We start from the raw sequence: 20,128 nt of genomic DNA on the forward strand, positions 1-20,128 counted from the left end.
CCGTTTGTGGAACTGGACTCTAGACAAGCCCCACTCCACTCGGAGGTTTTCTTCATGTCACCACGCCACGCCGACCGTCACCAACGTCCCTGGGTAATACACCTAGCTGGCGAGGGCCTGATCGCTGACCGGCATGGCGGCGCTGGGGTCATCAATGGTGAAGCCGCAGGCGCAACGGTAGGTGACCACGCTCTCCGGGACGGTCCCCGGCCGCAGGGCAACCACCGAGTTTCCGTCAACGTAGACGGGCTCCCGGACCGGCATTTCCCCGTGGTTCACAAGCTGCATCGGCATGCGGCAGTGCATGCGTGAATTCAAGGTCATCAGCAGCCCTGCGTCCACGGGTACGGTGGCGGTCAGGAGTTGCTCGCCAGCTGCATCGCTGCGTTCCCCAAACGCCGTCAGCTGGTTTTCCATTGCGGTGGTCATTATGTTCTTCCTTGGGCTTCTTTCACGGAGCCGCCAGCGTTGGCAACCCCGCCGCGAACTGCTTGCGGAGGTTCATCTACGCCATAAGCAAAGCATGCTTACTAAATAATGCACAAGTCAGGATGGGGTGAAACGCCTGGCGAAAGCGGCTTCGGCGCCCGAAAAGACAGGGCTAAGCCCGGTGACGCTGCCAGTGCCACGCATGCCAGAACAGCAGGAAAACCACGGTGGCGAAACCCGCAAGAGCCAACTGCGGGGCGAACGTGAACAAGACGAAGTCGAATGAAAACCCGTTGCTTAGCGGCCCTATTGCCACAGGCCCGCGCAGCAGGGTCCCGACACCCCCGGCGATCAATGCTGCGGCCATCACCCACAACACCACGATGAACGGATTCGGGGCGAACCGGTGCCCGCCTGCCCCTGTCGTCCCGGTATCGTCCGGTGCAGGCAGCACGGTGTTTCCGTCCTTGTCCACTTCGCGGAATCCAAGCGCTGCAGATTGTTGTTCCATGGTTCCCCCTTCATGGCAGCAGCCTGGACGGCCGCCGGAGCTACCAGCCTAGTGGCACAACCTCATGCCGCACCGGCATATGAGGGGCGCCGGCTTCCCATGCAGCGCCATCCGTCAACTGAGGTCAGTCCCTGCACTGCACGGCCAACTCTCTGGCTAGGCTTGCAGCATGACGCCATCGAGTTCCCCAACAACAGCACTTGTCACCGGGGCCAGCGCAGGGCTGGGCCATGAATTCGCAAAGCAGCTTGCAGCCCAGGGGCATGACCTGGTCCTGGTGGCGCGCAACGCGTCCCGGCTGGCAGAAACAGCGGAGGACCTCCGGCGCCGGTACGGCATTACAGCTGAGGTGCTCCCCGCAGACCTGACGGATGACGACGACGTCGCCGCCGTCGTCGAACGCCTGCAAGACACCACCCGGCCGGTGGGGATCCTGGTGAACAACGCAGGGATCGGGCTGCTGCACAACTTTGAGGACAACCACGCGCCGGAGGAGAAGAAGCACCTGAAGCTGCACGCGGAAACGTCCATGGTGCTGACCCATGCAGCGCTGAAGGGCATGCTGGAGCGCGGGGAGGGCAGGATCATCAATGTGGCAAGCGTGGCCGCGTTCCTGCCCCGGGGCACCTATTCCGCGGCCAAGGCCTGGCTGGTCAGTTTCAGCCGGTGGGCCAACCTGGCCTACCGCACGCGGGGCATCAAGGTCACGGCCGTCTGCCCCGGCTTTACCCACACGGAGTTCCACGACCGGATGGGGATGGACAAGTCCGTGGCGCCGTCCTGGACGTGGCTGCGCGCCGAGCGGGTGGTCCGTGAAGGCCTGGCGGACAATGAGCGAGGTAAGGCGGTGTCCATCCCGTCCAAGCGCTACAAGGTGCTGGCGGCGGTGGCTAAGGTGGCTCCGGCGCGGCTAATGGCGGGCCCGGCGCGGAAGCCGAAGTAGGCCCGGGAGCGCGGTCCGGGCGCGGGCTCCGGGCCGGCGGACCGCCACCACCACCAGGATCCCCAGCAGCGCGCCCACCAGAGTTTCCACCGCGCGCTCAAGGATCAGGACCTGCGGTTCGGTGGGGGCGGCCAGCTGCGTCATCAGCAGGATGACCGGCGTAAACCAGACCATGGCCAGGCCGTAGTGCCGGGTCATGAACAGTTCGGTGGCGAACTGGAAGAGGATGACCAGGAGGGCCAGCACAGTGGCCTGGTGTACCGGCTCCTGGAGTGCCGGATAGAGGGCGGCCAGTGCCCAGGGCCGCGGAAGGATCACGACGGCGGTAACCACCAGGCCCAGGAGTGTCCCCACGATGCGGTGGACGCCCCGCCGGACACTGCTGGGCAGGTCGGCCCCGGCGAGCGGTACGGCGGCCGCGGCCATGGCCCAGTGCGGGTGGCCGCTGCCGCTCAGGACACCCACCGTTCCGGCAGCACCCACGGCCAGTATGTACCGGGCGGCGTGGACGGTCAGTTCCCGCTGCCTCGCGGCCGAACGGGGCGGCAGGTTCCTGGTGGCCCCGGGTTCCCATGCCCTTTGCCGCACCCAGCCGCTGAAGCCGATCAGGATCGAGAACACTGATGATCCCGCCGCGATGAGCATGGCCACATACCAAGGGACTGCGGTGGGAACGGAGGCACAGGCACCCAGGGCCAGGATTCCAAAAAAGGGCCCGTTCGGCTTCAGCCTTACGCGGTCCGAGTACACCGAGCCCACTCCGGCCAGGGTGGCCTCCACCGTCACCAGCCACCACGAGTGGATGTGGTTGACGGACAGCGTAACCCCCACGAACACGCCGCTGAGCAGCACCAGGGCACCCTGACCCTGGTGGCGGAGCCGCAGCTGGTGCGGTTCCAAACGGCCGTACATGCCGGTCAACGCGCCGAACACGGCGTAAATGATGAGGTCCGTGCGGCCGGCGGCCAGCAGGAGCAGCGACGGGACCGCGACGCTGAGGGCCACGCGAAGCGCGGCGAGGTGGTCGTTGGTGGCAGGTTCCAGCCGGTGGAGTGCGCGTACCTGTGCCACGACGCGCTTCATATCCCGACACCTGTCCTGTCTTGTTGTCCGGCCGCGGCCCGAAGGCCTTTGGGAACGTATCACCGGCATCCGGCAGAGTCATACTGCCGGCAGTCACAATAGGACATCCCGGAGGCACGCAAAGGCCCATCCCGCGTGCTTCCCCCAAGGAAGCACGCGGGATGGGCCCGTGAGCGTGGGCTACAAGAGTGCCCGGGCGGCCGGCTGGAGGTTTAGGCCCCCGCCGGAACCCCGCGGTGTGCCTGGGGGTCCAGGGCGTCCTGGGTTTCGAACGGCAGTTCGTCCAGGTTGATCAGCGGGTTCTCGTCCTGAGTGGCCACCAGTTCCCTTGCCTCTGCCTGGGTGTCCACGCTGGGCATGGATCCCGGCAGGGGCCGGTTGGCGGATTCCTTCAGGAAGTAGATGGCGATGGCGCCCACCAGGGAAGTGGCCATGAGGTAGTAGGCGGGCATCATGTCGTTGCCCGTGGCGCTGATCAGGGCTGCCACGATGAACGGCGTGGTCCCGCCGAAGATGGCCACGGCGAAGTTGTAGGCGATGCCCATGGCTCCGTAGCGGCTGGACGTGGGGAACTGGGCCGGCAGCGCCGAGGCCAGGTTGGCAACGTAGAACGTCACGGGGAAGGCGATCAGGGCCAGTCCGGCAAGGGTGGACCAGATCTGTCCGATGCCGATCAGCATGAAGGCGGGGACAGCCAGCACGATGGTGCTCACGGCGCCGATCCAGAGCACGGGGCGGCGGCCGATCCGGTCAGAGAGCTTGCCGGTCAGCGGGATGCACAGGCTCATGACAACCAGCACCGGAATGGTGAGCAGGGTGCCGTGGACTTCGTCGTAGCCCTTGGATTCCGTCAGGTAGGTGGGCATGTAGGAGGTGAGGGCGTAACCGGCCGTGTTGGCGGCGGCCACCACCACCATGGCAACGATGATGGGGCGCCAGTAGGCCTTGACGATTCCCACCGGTCCCTTGGCCGTGGCAGTGTCTGACGCGGATGCGTTCTTTGCGTTCTCTTCCTGGGCATCAAGGGTGGCCTGGAACTGCGGCGATTCCTCGATCTTGCTCCGGAAGTACACGGCGATCAGGCCCAGCGGGCCTGCCACCAGGAACGGGATGCGCCATCCCCAGTCCTCCATGGTGTCCTGGCCAAGCGTCAGTTGCAGGACGGAGACCAGGGCGGCGCCGATGGCGAAGCCCAGGTAGCTGCCCAGGTCCAGGAAGCTGGCAAAGAAGCCGCGGCGCTTGTCGGCCGCGTATTCGCTCACGAACGTGGTGGCACCGGCGTACTCACCACCGGTGGAGAAGCCCTGGACGACCTTGAGGAGCACCAGCAGCGCGGCAGCCCACAGTCCGATCTGCGCGTACCCGGGCAGGAGGCCGACGGCGAAGGTGCTTGCCGCCATGATCATCAGCGTGGTGGCCAGGATCTTTTGGCGTCCCACCTTGTCGCCCAGCCATCCGAAGATCACGCCGCCCAGGGGGCGGGCGATGAAGGTGGCGGCAAAGGTTCCCAGCAGGAACAGCGTCTGGGTGGTGGGATCGGATTCCGGTAGGAACACCGGGCCCATGGTGGTGATGAGGTAGCCGAAGACGCCTACGTCGTACCATTCCATGGTGTTGCCCACGATGGTTCCGCCGAGCGCCTTTTTAAGCATGGGCTGGTCCACCACGTTGACATCGGATTCCTTGAGCCGGCGGCGTGGCAGCAGCCTGGGCTTCTTGGCGGCCGCGGGGGCTGCCGGGTCTGTTCCGCGGGCGTTCCTGGCGCCTGCTGGAGAGTCGGTCCTGCTTCGGTCTGTAGGCATTTGGGCAACTCCTATGGAGGTCATTTGCTTGCGACTTGTAGCTGCCCCGCTCTGGGCAGGCCTTCAATTTTACGGGATGCCTGTAGCGCGCCGACAGTTCGATGGCGTAGAGTGCGCCCTTTTGGGCCGCTTCAGGGGCGGTTTCCACAATTTTTTGTGCCGCCGTTTCCCGCGCCATTACTGGGAAGCACGCTGATCAACGGCATCGTTACCAAAAATTTTCCGTCCGGAGCGGTTTCAGCACCCGTTTTTTGGTGAACACGGCCGCGAAAGTGATCCCGGCCACCGTCCCTGGAGGGGTTCACAGAACCTCCCCGCGTACCTATTGTGGAGCCATGAACACACCTCTTTACGGGCAGTAGTCCGCGCGCGCCCGGACGCTTTCGTTGGCGTTTCGATTCAAGGAAGAACGAAGCAAAGAAGGGAAGAAACCACAATGCGTGAAGAGTCCAACCAGTTCCACATCAACCCTGAGGTTGCGGACCACATAGCGGCTGCAATGGATGCGCCCGTGGCGCCGGGCCCCACGGCGGTGGGCGCCGGGCCCATGGGGCAGCAAAGCGGCTGGCCGGACGGCTACGGAAAGCGGCGGCACCCTAAGGACCGGGCTGCCGGCCACGGCCGGATGGGGCATGAAGCGGCCGTCACCGCCGTCCACCGCACCGGCCGGCCGCAGATGCCGCATTCCTCGTAGCCGGTACCGAAAACACGCAGCCGGCAGATAAAGTCGGCGTCGACACGCACAAATTACCTGGCGCCCCCGAAATGTGGCAGGCGCCAGGTAATTTGTGCGTTTTCACCCTTCGCGGACCACCTCGGACGGGTCCTTGTCCACGCGCCAGCCGCGCCAGCGTGGGTGCCGCAACCTCCCTGGCCCGGTCCACTCGCTGTAGGTCACCTCGCCCACGAGCTCGGGTGATACCCAGTGGGCGTCGGCGGCGTCGGGGCGGGGCACCTCATGGAAGGGTGACGTTTTCCGGCCTAGCCGCTCCACCGTCTGCCGCAGTTCCGTGAGCTCCCGGGTACTGAAGCCGCTGCCGACGCGGCCTACGTACTGCAGTTTGCCGCCGTCGGGAATTCCCACCAGCAGCGACCCCACGGTGTCCTGCCGCCCGCCCTTTCCCGGCCGCCAGCCGCCCACCACCACTTCCTGGGTCTGCTCCGTCTTGAGCTTGATCCACGTCCGGGTCCGCTGGCCGCTCACATAGCGGCTGTCCGTCCGCTTGGCCATGATCCCTTCCAGGCCAAGCTCCTGCGCGCTTTCCAGGAGGAGCTCCACCGGTTCGTCCAGCACGATGGAGAGGTCCACGGGGCATTCTGACGGGCGGAAAAATTCCTCCAGCCGCCCCCGACGGGTGCTGAGCGGCAGGCGCCGGAGGTCCTCCCCGTTGTGGAACAACAGGTCGAACAGCATCAGCTGGACCGGGATTGTGGTGCGGGCTTTTGCGACGTCGGTGGCCCGGGTGAGTTTCATCCGGCCCTGCAGCAGGCCAAAGTCAGGCTTTCCACCGGGCCCGACGGCGATGATCTCGCCGTCCGCCACGAACGGATGCTCCGGCCAGCAGGCGCGGTCCGTGAACTCCGGATAGGTACGGGTGACGTCGTTGCCGTTGCGGGAAAAGATCCGCACCCGGTCCCGGTCCGCCACCAGGACGGCCCTGACACCGTCCCATTTGAGCTCGTACTGCCAGCTGCTGCCCTGCAGGTCGGCGGTGTCCCCGGCCGTGGCCATCATCGGCTGGTACTCCAACGGGTCGGCAACGGTGGCGGTGGCGGACCCGGCCGGCTCCTTGCGGCTGGCTTCGTGTACGGCCGCCACCCCGCCGTCATCCCCTTCCCGCTCTTCCGCTTGCGCTGCCGGTGCCCGCGTCGCCGCGGGAGCTGCGGACCGCCGTCGTCCGCCTTGATGCTCCTGGTCCATCAAGTGGATGAGCCACTGGCTCTCGGCGTCCTTGCCCTGTCCGCGCCCCGTGTGGATGAGCGCGATCTTCCTGGTGCCGCCCAACCCGCCGCCGTCCGAGCCGGCCAGCGTGACGATGACTTCCTTGCCGTTGATCCACTTGTGCAGCTCGTAGGTGCCTGTGTCCCAGATGGTCATGACTCCCGCGCCGTACTGTCCCTTGGGGATGGTCCCGTGGAAGGTGAGGTAGTCCATGGGGTGGTCCTCGGTCTGGACCGCCAGATGGTTTTTGGCACCGGACTCCGGAATGCCCTTGGGCAGGGCCCACGACACCAGGACGCCCTCGTGTTCCAGCCGGAGGTCGTAGTGCAGCCGGCTGGCGTGGTGCTCCTGGATGACGAAGCTGTTGCCCCCGGCCGGCACGCCTGCGAACGGCTCGGGCGTTGCCTTGGGATCGCGCATGGAGCGGTACTTGCCCAGGCGGGGATCACGGTCGTGGGGCACTTCCCCGTTGTCAGGCCCGCCATCCGGAGCGCCTTCCGCGGCGCCGGGCGCAGCACCGTCCGCAGCGTTGACGGCGGCGGCGAAAAGGTCTTTGCCGTCCTGCACCCGTCGCAGGACCTCGTGGTAGTCCAGGTGCTTGAGCCGGGGAGACTCGATTTCCCGCCAGGTCCGGGGTGCAGCCACCAGCGGTGTGGGCCGGCCCCGCAGTGAGTACGGGACAATGGTGGTTTTCGCCGCGTTGTTCTGGCTCCAGTCCACCAGCACCTTGCTCTTGCGCAGCGACTTCTTCATGTCGCTGACGGCCAGGTCCGGGTGGTCGGCCTCCAGTGCCCTGGCCAGTTCCCGGGCGAATGCCGAGATCTGCTCAGAGGTCTGCGTCCCATCCAGGGCGGCATAAAGGTGGATGCCCTTGCTGCCGCTGGTGACGGGCAGGGGGTCCAGGCCCACATCCTCCAGAATGGACCGCGCCAGGAGTGCCACCTCGCGGCATTCCGGCAGCCCGGCCCCCTCGCCGGGGTCCAGGTCCAGCACCAGCCGGTCCGGATTCAGTTGGTTCCCGTGCGAATCCACCCGCCACTGCGGCACATGGATTTCGAGCGAGTTGATCTGGCCGAACCAGGTCAGCGTGGCGGCGTCGTTGACCATGGGGTAGTGGATGGTCCGGTCCTTGTGGGTGATCGCCGCCCGGGGCAACCAGCCAGGGGCTGAGTCCTCCAGGTCCTTCTGGAAGAACACCTCACCCGGCTTGTCCGCGGTGCCCACCCCGTTGACCCACCGCTTGCGGGTGGCTGGACGGTTGGCCGCCGCGGGGATCAGGACGTGGGCCACCGCGGCGTAGTAGGCCAACACGTCGGCCTTGGTGGTGCCGGTCTCCGGATAGATGATTTTGTCCAGGTTGGTCAGGGTCAGTTCCCGCCCTGCAACCCGGACACGTTCCCTACTGGCGGCCATGGGGCTTCACCTCCGGCCCGCTCTGATGTTGACTGTATGAATGAGAGCCATCTGGAAAGGTGCCATCGCGTTCGGGCTGGTCAACGTGCCAGTGAAGGTCTACAGCGCCACTGAAGATCATGACATCAGTCTGCACCAGGTTCACAATGCCGACGGCGGCAGGATCCGTTACCAGCGCCGGTGCGAGGTGTGCGGCGAGGTGGTGGACTACTCGGACATCGAGAAGGCGTTCGAGGAGGACGGCCGCACGGTGGTCCTGTCCAAGGATGAGCTCAAGTCCGTCCCCGCGGAGAACAGCCACGAAATCGAAGTGGTGCAGTTCGTCCCGTCGGAGCAGCTCGAACCCATGATGTTCGAGAAGAGCTACTACCTGGAACCGGACTCCAAGTCGCCCAAGGCCTACGTGCTGCTCCGGCGCGCGCTCGAGGACACGGACCGGGTGGCCATCGTCCAGTTCGCACTGCGGGAGAAGACCCGGCTGGGGGCCCTGCGGATCAAGGACGACGTGTTGGTACTGCAGTCCCTCCTCTGGCCCGATGAAGTGCGGGAGGCCAACTTCCCGTCCCTGGATGCGTCCATCAAGATCTCCTCCCAGGAGCGGGACATGTCAGCCGCCCTGGTGGAATCCATGGCCGCCGACTTCGACCCCACCTCCTTCACCGACGAGTACCAGGTGCAGCTCCGCCAGCTCATCGACGCGAAGCTCGAACAGGGCGAATCGCTGGACACGGAGGAAACCTTCGGCGTCGAAGCCGGCGAGGGCGGGAAGGGCGAGGTCATCGACCTCATGGAGGCCCTCAAGCGGAGCCTGGACAGGAAGCGCGGGGGAGGGGAGGCCGCCTCCAGCGGGACTTCCGACGACGAGGCGGACACCGGGGACGAGGAAGCGGAAGCGGCCAAACCTGCGCGAAAGTCTTCCGGTACCAAGGCAGGGACCAAGGCCGCAGGGGCCGAGACCGCCGCATCAAAATCGACGGCTTCCAAAACAACCGCCTCCAAAACAACAGCGTCCAAGTCGGCCACCGCGAAATCAACGGCTTCCAAAGCAACTGCTTCCAAAGCGGCAGGCACTAAGTCCACTGACACAAAGTCGACGGCAGCCAAGTCCACGGGTACCAAGACGGCAGAGAAGCCGGCTGCCAAGACCACCCGGGCGCGCAAGCCTGCCTGACCCTGGTGCCCGCGGCTCCCGTGCCTTTACACCGGCCGGTATCGCGTCCACAATGAGTCGCATCGCAGCCTCCGCTGTGCCAACAGTGTGCTGCCGCTCATTTGAACGGACACGTAGAGGGGCACGGACATGGACAACCAGACCGACGTAGTGGACGCGGACCGGGAGCTCAAGAAGAAGCACCGGGCCATGTGGGCGTCAGGGGATTATCCGGCCCTCGCCGACGAGATGCTCCTGGAACTGGGCGCCGTCCTGGTCGAAGCCTGCGGAATCAGGTCCCGGCAGCGGGTTCTGGACGTCGCTGCCGGAACCGGCAACGCGGCCATTCCGGCAGCAATGATGGGCGCCAAGGTGGTGGCCAGCGATCTCACCCCCGAGCTTTTCGAGGCAGGGCGCCGGGAGGCCGCAAACCGCGGCGTCAGCCTGGAGTGGCAGGAAGGGGACGCCGAAGCCCTGCCTTTCGGCGATGCGGAGTTCGACGTCGTGATGTCCTGCATTGGCGTCATGTTCGCACCGCACCACCAGGCGGCCGCGGACGAACTGCTCCGGGTGTGCAAACCGGGAGGCTCCGTGGGGCTGCTGTGCTGGACGCCGGAAGGATTCATCGGCCGGATGTTTGCCGTCCTGAAGCCGTTCGCTCCACCGCCGCCGCCGGGCGCGCAGCCGGCGCCGCTGTGGGGGAGCGAGGACCATGTCCGCGAACTGTTGGGCAGCAGGGTTACGGGGATCCAAACCCGCAAGCAGAACCTGGCCGTCAAAAGCTTCCACCAGCCGGCGGACTTCGTCAGGTACTTCAAATCCCACTACGGCCCCATCATCTCCGTCTACAAGTCACTTGGCGAGGACCAGGACAAGGTCAAGGCACTGGACCAGGCCCTCACGGAGCTGGCTGACTCGTACGGCGACGCGCACGGCGACGTCCCCTTCCAAATGGAATGGGAGTACCTGATCTTTACGGCGAGGAAGGCCTGAGCGGTGCCGGAAGACCATGTGGCAACATCCGCCACCACCATCAACGCAAGTCCCGGGCGCGTGTGGGAGGTGATGACGGACCCGGCTGCCGTGAAGGAGTTCATGTTCGGGGCCACGCTGGAGACGGACTGGAAGGTTGGAAGCCCCATCGTTTGGCGGGGCGAGTGGGAGGGGAAGGCCTACCAGGACAAAGGCGAAATCCTGGCGGTGGAGCCGGGACGGAAACTGGTGCACACCCACTTCAGTCCGTTGTCCGGGCAGGAGGACGCGCCGGAAAACTACCACACCCTCGAATGGACGCTCGAGGACCGGGGCGGCGGCACCCGCCTGACCTTGGCCCAGGACAACAACCCCACCGAGGAAGCTGCCGCGCATTCCAAAGCCATGTGGGACAAGCTCCTGGCCGACGTCAAGGCACTCGCCGAGGGCAACTGAGCACCGATACCCCGCCCAACTGGGTAGCGCCAAGTGTCGTTATGACCGCTCAAAACGACACCTAGCGCTACTTAGTTGGGTGCCCTAAGAATTAAAAGCCAAGGGGCCGCCGTCGGGCCTTCTCCCAAGGGGGAAAGCCCGACGGCGGCCGCCGGCGTTGTGCTGCCGTCAGGCAGCGTGGCCGCTACTCGGCGTCGTGGTCTGTTTCCAGGATCTGCACCAGGTGGTTCAGCGCGTCGTCCGCTCCGGCACCTTCGGCGCGGAGCACCACCACGTCGCCATGCGAGGCGCCCAGGCTCATGAGGGACAGGATGCTGGCGGCGTCCATGGCCTCATCGGCCGGTTCGCCTTCACGGGCGATGGTGATGTCCAGGTCGTACTCGCCGGCTGCCTCCGCAAAGATGGCGGCGGGGCGGGCGTGCAGGCCCACGCGGCTGGCGACGGTTGCGGTGCGTTCTGGCATTGTTGCTCCTTTGTCTTTCGGCCCGCTGACGGTTCAGCGGCCGGTGAGGTTTTTGGCTATGCCGGCTCAGACGGTTACGGGAACCGGTTCAACCGTATCAACGGTCTTCTTGACTGCCCAGCGCTTGAGGGCGATGACCGAGAGGGCGGTGATCACCACGCCGACGATGATCGAGATGACGAACATCAGGAAGTTGTCGATGGCGAAGAAGACGAACAGGCCGCCGTGGGGTGCCTTGGATCCGACGCCGGCAGCCATCGAGATGGCTCCGGTCACCGCGCCGCCCAGCATGCTGGCGGGGATAACGCGCAGCGGGTCCGCAGCAGCGAAGGGGATGGCGCCTTCGGAGATGAAGGAGGCACCCAGCAGCCAGGCTGCCTTGCCGTTTTCCTGCTCAGCCAGGCTGAAGACCTTCTTGTTCAGGACGGTGGAGGCCAGCGCCATGGCCAGCGGCGGAACCATGCCGGACGCCATGACGGCTGCCATGATCTGCCACGGTGCCTGGTTGTCGATGGTTGCGGCGCCAAGGCCGGCGACTGCGAAGGAGTAGGCAACCTTGTTGACCGGACCACCCAGGTCGAAGCACATCATGAGGCCGAGGATGACGCCCAGGGCGATGGCGCCGGCGCCGGTGAGTCCGGAGAGCCAGCTGTTCAGGCCGTTGGTGATGGCGACGATGGGGCCGCCCAGGATGACGAACATCAGTCCTGATGCCACGAGGGAGGCGATCAGCGGGATGATGACCACGGGCATCAGGCCGCGCAGCCAGCGGGCCACCTGCAGGCGTCCGATCACGTGGGCGATGTAGCCGGCCAGAAGGCCGCCGACAATGCCGCCGAGGAAGCCGGCTCCCATGAATCCGGCCACTGCACCGGCGACGAAACCGGGGGCAATGCCGGGACGGTCAGCGATCGCGTACGCGATGTAACCGGCCAGCGCGGGAACCAGGAAGCCAAGCGACAGGGCACCGATCTTGAACAGCACCGCGCCGAGGTAGGCGCCCAGCGGACCCCATGCATTCTCGGGGAATTCCGTGGGCAGGTTGAAGAGGCTGTTCTGCACCACAATGTTGTCCGCGTACTTGGTGATCAGGTAGCCGCCCATAAGGAAGCCAAGTGCGATCAGCAGGCCGCCGCCGGCGACGAACGGGATCATGTAGCTGACGCCGGTGAGCAGGGCCTTCTTCAACTTCTGCCCGATGTGCTCGCCGCGCTCCTCGGCCTCGTGCTCGGCCTGTTCCTCCGCACCGAAGTGCGGGACGCGCCGGGCGTTGGGGTTGTCGGCCGCGGCCAGGGCCTCCTGGACCATCTTGTCCGGTTCGTCGATGCCGCGCTTGACCGGCGCGTTGATGACCGGCTTGCCGGCGAAGCGCTCCTTGCCGCGCACGTCCACGTCAACTGCGAAGATCACGGCGTCCGCCGCGGCGATGACTGCGGGGTCAAGTGCCTTGGCGCCGGAGGAACCCTGGGTTTCCACCTGCAGGTCAACGCCCACTTCCCGGGCGGCAGCCACGAGCGAGTCGGCGGCCATGTAGGTGTGGGCAATGCCGGTGGGGCAGGCGGTGACGGCTACGAGGCGCTTGGGGCCGCGGCCTCCAGAACCTGCCGGTGCCCCTGCGGGTGTACCGATGGCAGTTGCACCGGCACCTGCTGAAGCGGCAGCTGCCGAGCCGACGCCCGCGCCAACCGGGACGGTGTCAGCCGGAGCGGCTGCGGCGTGAGCGGCCGGCTTGTCCGCCAGCGCACCGTCGACGAGTGCCACAATTTCTTCCTCCGAGGAGGCATTGCGGAGGGCTGCGGTGAAGTCCTTTTTAATGAGGGAGCGGGCCAGCTTGGACAGCAGCTTCAGGTGCTCCTGGTCCGCCCCGTCTGGAGCGGCGATGAAGAACACCAGGTCTGCCGGACCGTCCTTGGCGCCGAAGTCCACCTTCGGGTTCAGCCGGGCCATGGCCAGGGTGGGCACGGTGACTGCGGCGGAGCGGCAGTGCGGGATGGCAATGCCGCCGGGAATCCCGGTGGCAGTCTTCTGCTCGCGGGCGAAGGCGTCGGCGAAGAGGCCTTCAACTTCTGAGGCGCGTCCGGTGGCAGCTACCTTGCTTGCCAGATGCCGGATCACCGCTTCGGGGGCACTGCCCAGGTTCTGGTCGAGCTCGACCAGTTCCGTGGTGATGAGCTGAGTCACTGTCAATCCTTTCGAAGGGCCGTGATGGTTACGGCATCCGGGGTGGTTTGGTTTACTGCCGGAACAGTGGAACCCGGCAGGGAGGCAGCGGCGGCACCATGGGCCACCGCCTGGCGAAGGCAGTCAGCCGGGGCGGCGCCCCGGCTGTGGGCAAGCAGGTAGCCGGCAAGTGCGGAGTCGCCCGCGCCGACCGTGCTGACCGCGGCGACCGGCGGGTGCGTGGCCAGCCACGCGCCGTCGGCCGTTACAAGGACAGCTCCCTTGGAACCGAGAGTTGCCAGCACAGCACCCACACCGGAACGGACGACGGCGGCTGCGGCGGCTGCGGCGGCAGCCGGGTCCGCTTCCAGTTCGTCACCGGAGGCCGGGGTAAAACCGGCGGCCGCGGCCAGCTCCGCCAGTTCCTCGGCATTGGGCTTGAGCAGGTCCGGTTTCCCGGAGCCTGTGGTTGTTCCGCCGCCGGTGCCTGTTCCGTCGTCGGGGGTTCCGGCGTCAGTCAAAGCGGCGGCGAGGGGCGCCCCGGAGGAGTCGACCGCGATCAGCGGCGCAGTGCCGTTGCCCGCCTCCCGGATCCGCCGGGCCACCGTGGCGTAGAAGTTCTCCGGGAATCCAGGCGGCAGCGAACCGGCAAGGACCACCCAACCGGCACCGCGGGAGCTTTCCAGCAGCAGCTTGATGAGCGCTTCCTGCTGGTCGGCGGCCAGGACGGGGCCGGGTTCGTTGATCTTGGTGGTGACGCCGCCAGGCTCGGTGAGCGCCACGTTGGTGCGAAGCGGCTCATCGATGGGAAGCGACACGAAGGGAACTCCGCTTTCGCGGAGGCCGGCAAGGACAGGATCGCTGTCCGACCCGGGAAGGACGGCAAGCGACTCCAGGCCGGACGCCACCAGGGCGCGGGAGACGTTGACGCCCTTGCCGCCGGATTCCTGGCGGACGGAGACGGCGCGCTGCACCTCACCGCGCTGCAGTTGTCCGGGGAGGGCCACGGTGCGGTCAAGGCTGGGGTTGGCCGTGAAGGTGACGATCATGCGACCACCACGTCTACGCCGGCATCTTCCAGGGCGGCGGCGAGTTCAGGTCCGGGTTCACTGTCTGTGATCAAGGTGTCCAGATCTTTCAGGGAGGCGAACTGGACCAGGGTTTCCGTGTCCAGCTTGGAGGAGTCGGCCAGCACCACAATGCGGCGTGCCGACTGGACGAAGGCTGCCTTGACGGCGGCTTCTTCAGGATCGGGAGTGCTGACGCCAAATGTGGCGTGGATGCCATTGGTGCCAATGAACGCTATGTCCGGGCGGATGCGGGCGGCGGCGCTCACGGTCGCCTGCCCCACGGCCACCTGGGTGATGCCGCGGACCCGGCCGCCCAGGATCTGCAGGGCAATGCCGGGAACGTTGGAGAGCTTGCTGGCGATGGGTACGGCGTGCGTGATGACCACCAGTTCGTGGTGGGGTCCGTTCCCGTCGGAGGGTTCGACGGCGGTGCGCCGCGCCAGCATCTCAGCCAGCACTTCGGTGGTGGTGCCGCCGTCCATGAGGACACTGGCGGGCGAGTTCCGGGGGATGAGGGCAAGGGCGGCTTCAGCGATGCGGATCTTTTGGTCGGGCCGCTGGATGGCCCGTTCGGTGATGCTTTCCTCGGTGGTGCTGAAGCGGTCCGCTGCCACCGCACCGCCGTGGACGCGGCGGACGGTGCCCGCGTTTTCCAGGGCGGCAAGATCCCTGCGGACTGTTTCAGTGGTGATGCTGAAGCGCTCAGCCAGCAGGGTCACGCTGACCCTGCCACTGCCGGCTACAAGCTCGGCAATCTTCTGCTGGCGCTCTTCGGCGAACACGTACCCTCCGTTGCGTAGGTCCTGGTGTTTCGGGCTGCCCGGTTGGTTCATTGGGCTTCGGCGTGACTGGCATCACACCGATGTTGAGTTACTTGACTTTATCTTTGGTTCTGTTGGTTTGTCAATGGAAACCAACATGAAACAAAATGTTGCTCCTCGTGGTCCTGTCCGGGGGAAAGCGAAAGCCGGGCCGGACAGGTTCTGTCCAGCCCGGCTTTCCGGGTTTTCACCGATGGTCCTCCGGGATCCCCGTCCCCGTTTACGCCTTGGTCAGACGCCGCCGTCGCGGCTTTCATGGCGGGTGATGCGCTCGCCGGTATTGGGATCCACCACGGAGCGGGACTCGCTCACGCGGCGGCTCCGGCCGGGGGAGGCGAGGATGAGCGAAGCGATCAGTCCAATCACGCCCACGGCCATGAGGATGTAGCCCACCAACTGCTGGTCCACGAACGGGATCAAACCGGGAGCAACGGCCCAGGCGAGGATGGCGCCGAGGGCGATGAGGAAGATTGACGAGCCGATTCTCATGACTTGCTCCTTATGGCCGCGTTTGCGGCGCTTGTTGGGCGTTACGGGACCTGCGTACATTGCCAAAGCTAAGCCTGCTGTCTGTTAAGCGCCACGCTACCCCGCGGCGATACCGGATTCAATGACCCGGCCGGGCGGAGCGCCCGGCGTTTAGGCTGGTCAAGTGGAAACAGTTGTGTGGTCCAAGCCCGAAGGCCAACGCGCCGGGACGCCTTTGCTGGTGATGATGCATGGCTACGGGACGGACGAGTCGCGGATGGTGCGGCTTTTCGAGTACCTGCCGCAGGAGTTTACTTTCGCCGCCCTGCGCGCCCCCATGCCCATCGGCGACCACTGGGGGTGGTTCCTCCTGGACTACTTCCTGGCCAACGACTTCGCGGACGTCATCTCCGCCGCCAATGCGGTGCAGGCCTGGATCAACTCGGTCAAGGACCAGCACGCCAGTGTCAGCCTGATGGGGTACTCCCAGGGCATGGCCATGGCCAGCACCCTCCTGAGGCTGCACCCTGACCACTACAAGGCCGTCGTGGGACTGTCCGGCTTCGTGCTCAACAACGAGCTCCTCTCCGTGATGGACTCCTTCGAAGCCAAGCCGCCGTTCTTCTGGGGCCGGGACAAGGCGGATCTGGTGATCAACGAGGACGCAGTTGTGTATACCGCCGAATGGCTTGAAAGGAACACGCAGCTGACGGCCCGGACGTACCCGGGGATGGGTCATGCCATGTCCAAGGCCGAAATGGTGGACGTCAGCGCCTTCCTTCGCCACTACGTGCTGGGCTGACCCCCAGGCGGTTGTTAAGACGGCCAAAAAAACATTTGCAAGTCAAATTTGCAAGCGCTTACACTCGTCTACGGCCATAGTCGGTCCTGCAGTGGGCGGACAGGAAGCGATGCTGTGCGCATGCCGCGCCAGCAGCACCTCCTGCAGGCCGCCCCGGCAGGACCGGCAGTCCGTAAACCGAGAGGACACCGCACTGCCGATGACACAACAAACTGCAGCTGATACCGCCGCCTGGACCGGCGCGGCAGCAATCCTGTTTGACCTGGACGGGGTGCTCACGCCGACGGCCACCGTGCATGAGCGTGCCTGGCAGGAACTGTTCGACGGTTACCTTGCCTCGCAGCCGGGCGTCGCCGGTTACAGCGAAAGCGACTACTTCGACCATATCGACGGCAAGCCCCGCTTCGACGGAGTACGCGACTTCCTGTCCTCCCGAGGGCTCACGCTGCCGGAAGGCCCGCTGGATGACGACCCCGCCAACGACACCGTCCAGGGCCTCGGCAACCGGAAGAACGCGATCTTCAACCACATCGTGAGCGCCGGCGTGGAACCGTTCGAAGGCTCGGTGCGCTTCCTCCAAGCCGCGCTGGAGCGCGGACTCAAGGTCGCCGTCGTCTCCTCCTCACGCAACGCCCCCGCCGTCCTGGCGGCCGCCGGACTCAGCCGCCACTTCGCCGTCGTCGTGGACGGGGTGGTGGCCGCGGAGCAGGGCCTTCCCGGCAAGCCAAGCCCGGCGACCTACGAATATGCGGCCAAGCTGCTGGACCTGTCCAGCTCAGGGTGCGTGGTGGTGGAAGACGCCGTCTCCGGTGTCCAGGCCGGACACGCGGGATCGTTCCATTCGGTCATTGGCGTGGACCGTGGTGCCGGCCGGCAGACGCTGCTCGACGCCGGAGCCACCCTGGTGGTCAACGACCTTCAGGAACTCATCCCCTAAACCCCGTTGCCTTCCCCCGGGCAACCCGGCTGCTTCCCCGGCAGCACCATCCCCAGTACCGCTCTTCCCCCGAATACACCGTGCCGGCCCGCCCGGCAGCACGGCAACGCCAAAAGGACCCCGACCATGGCACTCATCTCCGCGGACCGCGAACGGTTCCCCGACACCCCCTGGCAACTCGTTGAAACGCGCTACGAAACCGAGAACGCGGGAACGCTCGAGACCCTGTTTGCGCTGGGAAACGGCCACCTTGGCATCCGGGGTGCCCATTGGGCCGCGGCCGATGCCGAACTGCCCGGGAGTTTCATCAACGGGCTGCATGAAATCTGGGACATCAAGCACGCGGAAAACGCGTTTGGGTTCGCCCGGACGGGCCAGCGCATCCTGTACATCCCGGATGCCAACAACTTCACGGTGGTGGTGGACGGCGAAAGCCTCAGCCTGGCCGAATCCGAGGTCCTGGACTACCGGCGCACCGTCGACTTCTGCACCGGCATCTATGAATGCCGCATCACCTGGCAGTGCCGGTCCGGCGCCACGGTGACCACCACGGAACGGCGGGCTGTGGGCTTCGCCTCCCGCGGCAGCCTTGGCATTTCCCTCGAAGTCGCCACGGACCGCCAGGTCTCCCTGGACGTCATCTCCTCCGTCATCAACCGCCAGGACCAGCCGGTGGAGGACCATTCCGTGCATGATCCGCGCCGCGCAGGCCGCCACGCCGGGCGGGTGCTGCTGCCGCTGCGGCTTGACGGCGGCGACGGCTCCCTGCGCCTGTCCTGGGAGGCATCCGAATCCAAGCAGCGCGTGGGGATCGCGGTGGACCACTGGACCTCCGCCGGGCACCAGCCATTCGAGACCCTGGTGGACCAGGACGACAGCAGCGTCCGGTACGTCCTGGCCGTGGATGCCGGTGAGCCGTTCCGGCTGGAAAAGAGCGTCAGCTACGCGGCCGGCCGCACCGTGCAGGAGCCGGACGTGGACGCAGCCGCGGTGGCGGAAGAGAACCTTCGCCCCGTGAACGAGATCTTTGCCGAGAGCGAGGCCCACTTCCGCAGCTACTGGGCTACGTCGGACATTCAGGTTGCGGGCGGCCGGCCCGGACTGCAGCAGGCCATCCGGTGGAACCTGTTCCAGCTGGCGCAGGCAACAGCACGGGCCGATGTTGCCGGCATCCCCGCCAAAGGTGTGACGGGCTCGGGCTACGAGGGGCACTACTTCTGGGACCAGGAAGTGTACCTGCTGCCGTACCTTACCTACACGAATCCCGACGGCGCCCGCCAGGTCCTGGAGTTCCGCCACGGCATGCTTCCCGAGGCCAAGATCCGGGCCAAGGAGCTGAGCGTTGACGGCGCCCTGTTCCCGTGGCGGACCATCAACGGGCTCGAGGCCAGTGCCTACTACGCTGCCGGCACTGCCCAGTTCCACATCGCGGCCGCGATCGCCTTTGCGACCAACAGGTACCTCTGGGCCACCGGCGACTCTGCCTTCCGGGAGGGAATGGGCGCCGAGCTGTTGATCGAGACGGCCCGGATGTGGATCTCGCTGGGCTTCTTCGGCAAGGACGGGCTCTTCCACATCCATGGCGTCACAGGCCCGGATGAATACACCGCCGTGGTGAACGACAACCTGTACACCAACGTGATGGCCCGCTTCAACCTGCGGGCGGCCGCCGCGCTTGAGCACGCCGAAATCACGCACGAGGAACGGCAGCTGTGGGAGGCGGCCGCCAGCCGGATGCAGCTGCCGTACGACGAGCGGATGCAGGTGCACTCCCAGGACAACGACTTCATGACCCTGGAGGCCTGGGACTGGACCACGCCGCGGTCCAAATACCCCTTGCTCCTGCACTTCCACCCGCTGGTGATCTACCGCCACCAGGTCCTGAAGCAGGCGGACACCGTCCTGGCCATGTTCCTGCAGTGGCAGGATTTCACGGCGGAGGAGAAGCAGCGCGCCTTCGATTTCTACGATCCCATCACCACCGGCGACTCCACCCTCTCAGCCTGTGTCCAGGGGATCATGGCGGCCGAGGTGGGCTATTCCAAGGAAGCCCTGGACCACTTCACCAACGCCGTTTTCATCGACCTGGATGACACGCACGGCAACACCATCGACGGCGTGCACATCGCCTCCACCGGGGGCGTATGGAGTTCGTTGGTCTGCGGCTTTGCGGGGCTGCGTGACCAGGGCCCCGTCCCGTTCTTCGATCCCCGTCTTCCGTCGGAGTGGGACGGACTTGCCTTCCACCTGAAGATCCGCGGCCGCCTGCTGCTGGTCCGGCTTTCCGCAGATGCCATCACGCTCACCGTCCAGGAGGGCGCGCCGCTCGAGCTCGACGTCCGCGGCCAGCGGGTCACCGTGGAGGGCCAGCCGGTGCAGGTCCACCTGGAACGTATCCCGGAGCCGGAGCCCACGGTGTTCCCGAGCGGGCTGCCGACGGCGAGCATCCCGGTGGTGCGCGGCAACAGCTGAGCTCTTTGCCAGGCTGGGAGGACGCGTCCGACGGCGGGCCGGCAGGTACGTCTGCCGGCCCCGCCTTAGGCTCCTGCCGTCGTCGTGCATTCCGCTGCCTCTACCCGGCGAGGAGGGTGGCGGCTTCCTGGCGGGTGGTGCCGGAGTCCTGGATGCCGTCGGCGATGTGGGCGAGTTCGGCGGGGATGTCGCGGCCTTTTTTGCGCATGGCGGTGGCCCAGAGGCGGCCGGCGC

The 20,128-nt window shown here is 66.1% G+C and carries 18 protein-coding genes and 1 pseudogene; 8 read left to right on the forward strand and 11 right to left on the reverse strand.

The annotated features are described in order from the left end of the window. Window positions 1–102 precede the first annotated feature (102 nt). Window positions 103–429 carry a hypothetical protein gene (locus tag ASG86_RS09490; RefSeq protein WP_056333089.1) on the reverse strand — a complete coding sequence of 109 codons (327 nt, stop codon included), beginning with the start codon at window positions 427–429 and terminating at the stop codon, window positions 103–105. A gap of 172 nt (window positions 430–601) precedes the next feature. Further along, window positions 602–940, reverse strand: a complete 339-nt coding sequence (locus ASG86_RS09495) for a hypothetical protein (RefSeq protein ID WP_156386167.1) — start codon at window positions 938–940, stop codon at window positions 602–604. 169 nt (window positions 941–1,109) lie between these two features. Between ASG86_RS09495 and ASG86_RS09500 the strand changes: the two genes are divergently transcribed. Next, window positions 1,110–1,883, forward strand: a complete 774-nt coding sequence (locus tag ASG86_RS09500; protein ID WP_056333094.1) for an SDR family NAD(P)-dependent oxidoreductase — start codon at window positions 1,110–1,112, stop codon at window positions 1,881–1,883. Here the strand turns inward: ASG86_RS09500 and ASG86_RS09505 are convergent. Further along, a complete protein-coding gene (locus ASG86_RS09505; RefSeq protein WP_056333096.1) occupies window positions 1,851–2,966 on the reverse strand; it encodes an FUSC family protein in 1,116 nt (371 codons plus the stop codon). The genes ASG86_RS09500 and ASG86_RS09505 overlap by 33 nt on opposite strands. 212 nt (window positions 2,967–3,178) lie before the next feature. Next, window positions 3,179–4,768, reverse strand: a complete 1,590-nt coding sequence (locus tag ASG86_RS09510) for an MFS transporter (protein WP_056333099.1) — start codon at window positions 4,766–4,768, stop codon at window positions 3,179–3,181. A gap of 436 nt (window positions 4,769–5,204) precedes the next feature. Here ASG86_RS09510 and ASG86_RS09515 point away from each other — a divergent pair, with 436 nt between their 5' ends. After that, complete coding sequence (locus ASG86_RS09515) at window positions 5,205–5,462, forward strand: hypothetical protein (RefSeq protein ID WP_056333102.1); 258 nt, start codon at window positions 5,205–5,207, stop codon at window positions 5,460–5,462. Between the two features lie 102 nt (window positions 5,463–5,564). Here ASG86_RS09515 and ASG86_RS09520 read toward each other — a convergent pair whose 3' ends face one another. Further along, window positions 5,565–8,123 (reverse strand): ATP-dependent DNA ligase, encoded by a 2,559-nt coding sequence (locus tag ASG86_RS09520; protein WP_056333103.1) that lies wholly within the window; start codon window positions 8,121–8,123, stop codon window positions 5,565–5,567. Window positions 8,124–8,163: 40 nt separating this feature from the next. On the opposite strand from ASG86_RS09520, the gene ku reads away from it, so the two are divergent. From ku to ASG86_RS09535, 3 genes are all read left to right on the forward strand, one after another. Continuing rightward, window positions 8,164–9,294 carry a non-homologous end joining protein Ku gene (ku, locus tag ASG86_RS09525; RefSeq protein WP_056333107.1) on the forward strand — a complete coding sequence of 377 codons (1,131 nt, stop codon included), beginning with the start codon at window positions 8,164–8,166 and terminating at the stop codon, window positions 9,292–9,294. A gap of 129 nt (window positions 9,295–9,423) precedes the next feature. Then, window positions 9,424–10,266: a class I SAM-dependent methyltransferase gene (locus ASG86_RS09530; protein WP_056333110.1), complete on the forward strand. Its 843-nt coding sequence runs from the start codon at window positions 9,424–9,426 to the stop codon at window positions 10,264–10,266. A 3-nt stretch (window positions 10,267–10,269) separates the two neighbouring features. Next, window positions 10,270–10,701 (forward strand): SRPBCC domain-containing protein, encoded by a 432-nt coding sequence (locus tag ASG86_RS09535; RefSeq protein ID WP_056333112.1) that lies wholly within the window; start codon window positions 10,270–10,272, stop codon window positions 10,699–10,701. A 184-nt stretch (window positions 10,702–10,885) separates the two neighbouring features. Here ASG86_RS09535 and ASG86_RS09540 read toward each other — a convergent pair whose 3' ends face one another. From ASG86_RS09540 to ASG86_RS09560, 5 genes are all read right to left on the reverse strand, one after another. After that, the gene (locus ASG86_RS09540; protein ID WP_056333115.1) at window positions 10,886–11,164 is read right to left on the reverse strand and encodes an HPr family phosphocarrier protein; all 279 of its coding nucleotides are present in this window, start codon (window positions 11,162–11,164) and stop codon (window positions 10,886–10,888) included. Window positions 11,165–11,230: 66 nt separating this feature from the next. Then, on the reverse strand, window positions 11,231–13,345 hold the full coding sequence (locus ASG86_RS09545; RefSeq protein ID WP_056333118.1) for a PTS fructose transporter subunit IIABC: 2,115 nt from the start codon (window positions 13,343–13,345) through the stop codon (window positions 11,231–11,233). 2 nt (window positions 13,346–13,347) lie between these two features. Continuing rightward, the gene (locus ASG86_RS09550) at window positions 13,348–14,373 is read right to left on the reverse strand and encodes a 1-phosphofructokinase family hexose kinase (RefSeq protein ID WP_056333120.1); all 1,026 of its coding nucleotides are present in this window, start codon (window positions 14,371–14,373) and stop codon (window positions 13,348–13,350) included. Further along, window positions 14,370–15,176: a DeoR/GlpR family DNA-binding transcription regulator gene (locus ASG86_RS09555; protein ID WP_056333123.1), complete on the reverse strand. Its 807-nt coding sequence runs from the start codon at window positions 15,174–15,176 to the stop codon at window positions 14,370–14,372. Before ASG86_RS09555 ends, ASG86_RS09550 begins: the two co-directional genes overlap by 4 nt. 270 nt (window positions 15,177–15,446) lie before the next feature. Beyond that, entirely contained in the window at window positions 15,447–15,704 is a 258-nt protein-coding gene (locus ASG86_RS09560; protein WP_056333125.1) for a DUF6458 family protein, read from the reverse strand. A gap of 163 nt (window positions 15,705–15,867) precedes the next feature. On the opposite strand from ASG86_RS09560, the gene ASG86_RS09565 reads away from it, so the two are divergent. The 3 genes from ASG86_RS09565 (at window position 15,868) to ASG86_RS09575 (ending at window position 19,894) form a co-directional block, all read left to right on the forward strand. Further along, on the forward strand, window positions 15,868–16,485 hold the full coding sequence (locus ASG86_RS09565; protein ID WP_056333128.1) for an alpha/beta hydrolase: 618 nt from the start codon (window positions 15,868–15,870) through the stop codon (window positions 16,483–16,485). A 199-nt stretch (window positions 16,486–16,684) separates the two neighbouring features. Further along, the gene (locus ASG86_RS09570; protein WP_056333133.1) at window positions 16,685–17,422 is read left to right on the forward strand and encodes an HAD family hydrolase; all 738 of its coding nucleotides are present in this window, start codon (window positions 16,685–16,687) and stop codon (window positions 17,420–17,422) included. 126 nt (window positions 17,423–17,548) lie between these two features. Continuing rightward, window positions 17,549–19,894: a glycoside hydrolase family 65 protein gene (locus ASG86_RS09575; protein WP_056333131.1), complete on the forward strand. Its 2,346-nt coding sequence runs from the start codon at window positions 17,549–17,551 to the stop codon at window positions 19,892–19,894. A 100-nt stretch (window positions 19,895–19,994) separates the two neighbouring features. On the opposite strand, the pseudogene ASG86_RS20650 reads toward ASG86_RS09575, so the two are convergent. Further along, window positions 19,995–20,128: pseudogene (locus ASG86_RS20650) on the reverse strand (lipoyl synthase); the annotation flags it as partial.

It is taken from the genome of Arthrobacter sp. Soil764, assembly GCF_001428075.1.
GTDB lineage: Bacteria > Actinomycetota > Actinomycetes > Actinomycetales > Micrococcaceae > Arthrobacter.

Bases quoted from the DNA above. Each gene is read 5' to 3' on its own strand.
- ASG86_RS09500 (WP_056333094.1), top strand. From the start codon at position 1,110: ATGACGCCATCGAGTTCCCCAACAACAGCACTTGTCACCGGGGCCAGC.
- ASG86_RS09540 (WP_056333115.1), bottom strand. From the start codon at position 11,164: ATGCCAGAACGCACCGCAACCGTCGCCAGCCGCGTGGGCCTGCACGCC.
- ASG86_RS09495 (WP_156386167.1), bottom strand. From the start codon at position 940: ATGGAACAACAATCTGCAGCGCTTGGATTCCGCGAAGTGGACAAGGAC.
- ASG86_RS09530 (WP_056333110.1), top strand. From the start codon at position 9,424: ATGGACAACCAGACCGACGTAGTGGACGCGGACCGGGAGCTCAAGAAG.
- ASG86_RS09570 (WP_056333133.1), top strand. From the start codon at position 16,685: ATGACACAACAAACTGCAGCTGATACCGCCGCCTGGACCGGCGCGGCA.
- ASG86_RS09575 (WP_056333131.1), top strand. From the start codon at position 17,549: ATGGCACTCATCTCCGCGGACCGCGAACGGTTCCCCGACACCCCCTGG.
- ku (WP_056333107.1), top strand. From the start codon at position 8,164: ATGAGAGCCATCTGGAAAGGTGCCATCGCGTTCGGGCTGGTCAACGTG.
- ASG86_RS09550 (WP_056333120.1), bottom strand. From the start codon at position 14,373: ATGATCGTCACCTTCACGGCCAACCCCAGCCTTGACCGCACCGTGGCC.
- ASG86_RS09520 (WP_056333103.1), bottom strand. From the start codon at position 8,123: ATGGCCGCCAGTAGGGAACGTGTCCGGGTTGCAGGGCGGGAACTGACC.
- ASG86_RS09510 (WP_056333099.1), bottom strand. From the start codon at position 4,768: ATGCCTACAGACCGAAGCAGGACCGACTCTCCAGCAGGCGCCAGGAAC.
- ASG86_RS09505 (WP_056333096.1), bottom strand. From the start codon at position 2,966: ATGAAGCGCGTCGTGGCACAGGTACGCGCACTCCACCGGCTGGAACCT.
- ASG86_RS09490 (WP_056333089.1), bottom strand. From the start codon at position 429: ATGACCACCGCAATGGAAAACCAGCTGACGGCGTTTGGGGAACGCAGC.
- ASG86_RS09515 (WP_056333102.1), top strand. From the start codon at position 5,205: ATGCGTGAAGAGTCCAACCAGTTCCACATCAACCCTGAGGTTGCGGAC.
- ASG86_RS09560 (WP_056333125.1), bottom strand. From the start codon at position 15,704: ATGAGAATCGGCTCGTCAATCTTCCTCATCGCCCTCGGCGCCATCCTC.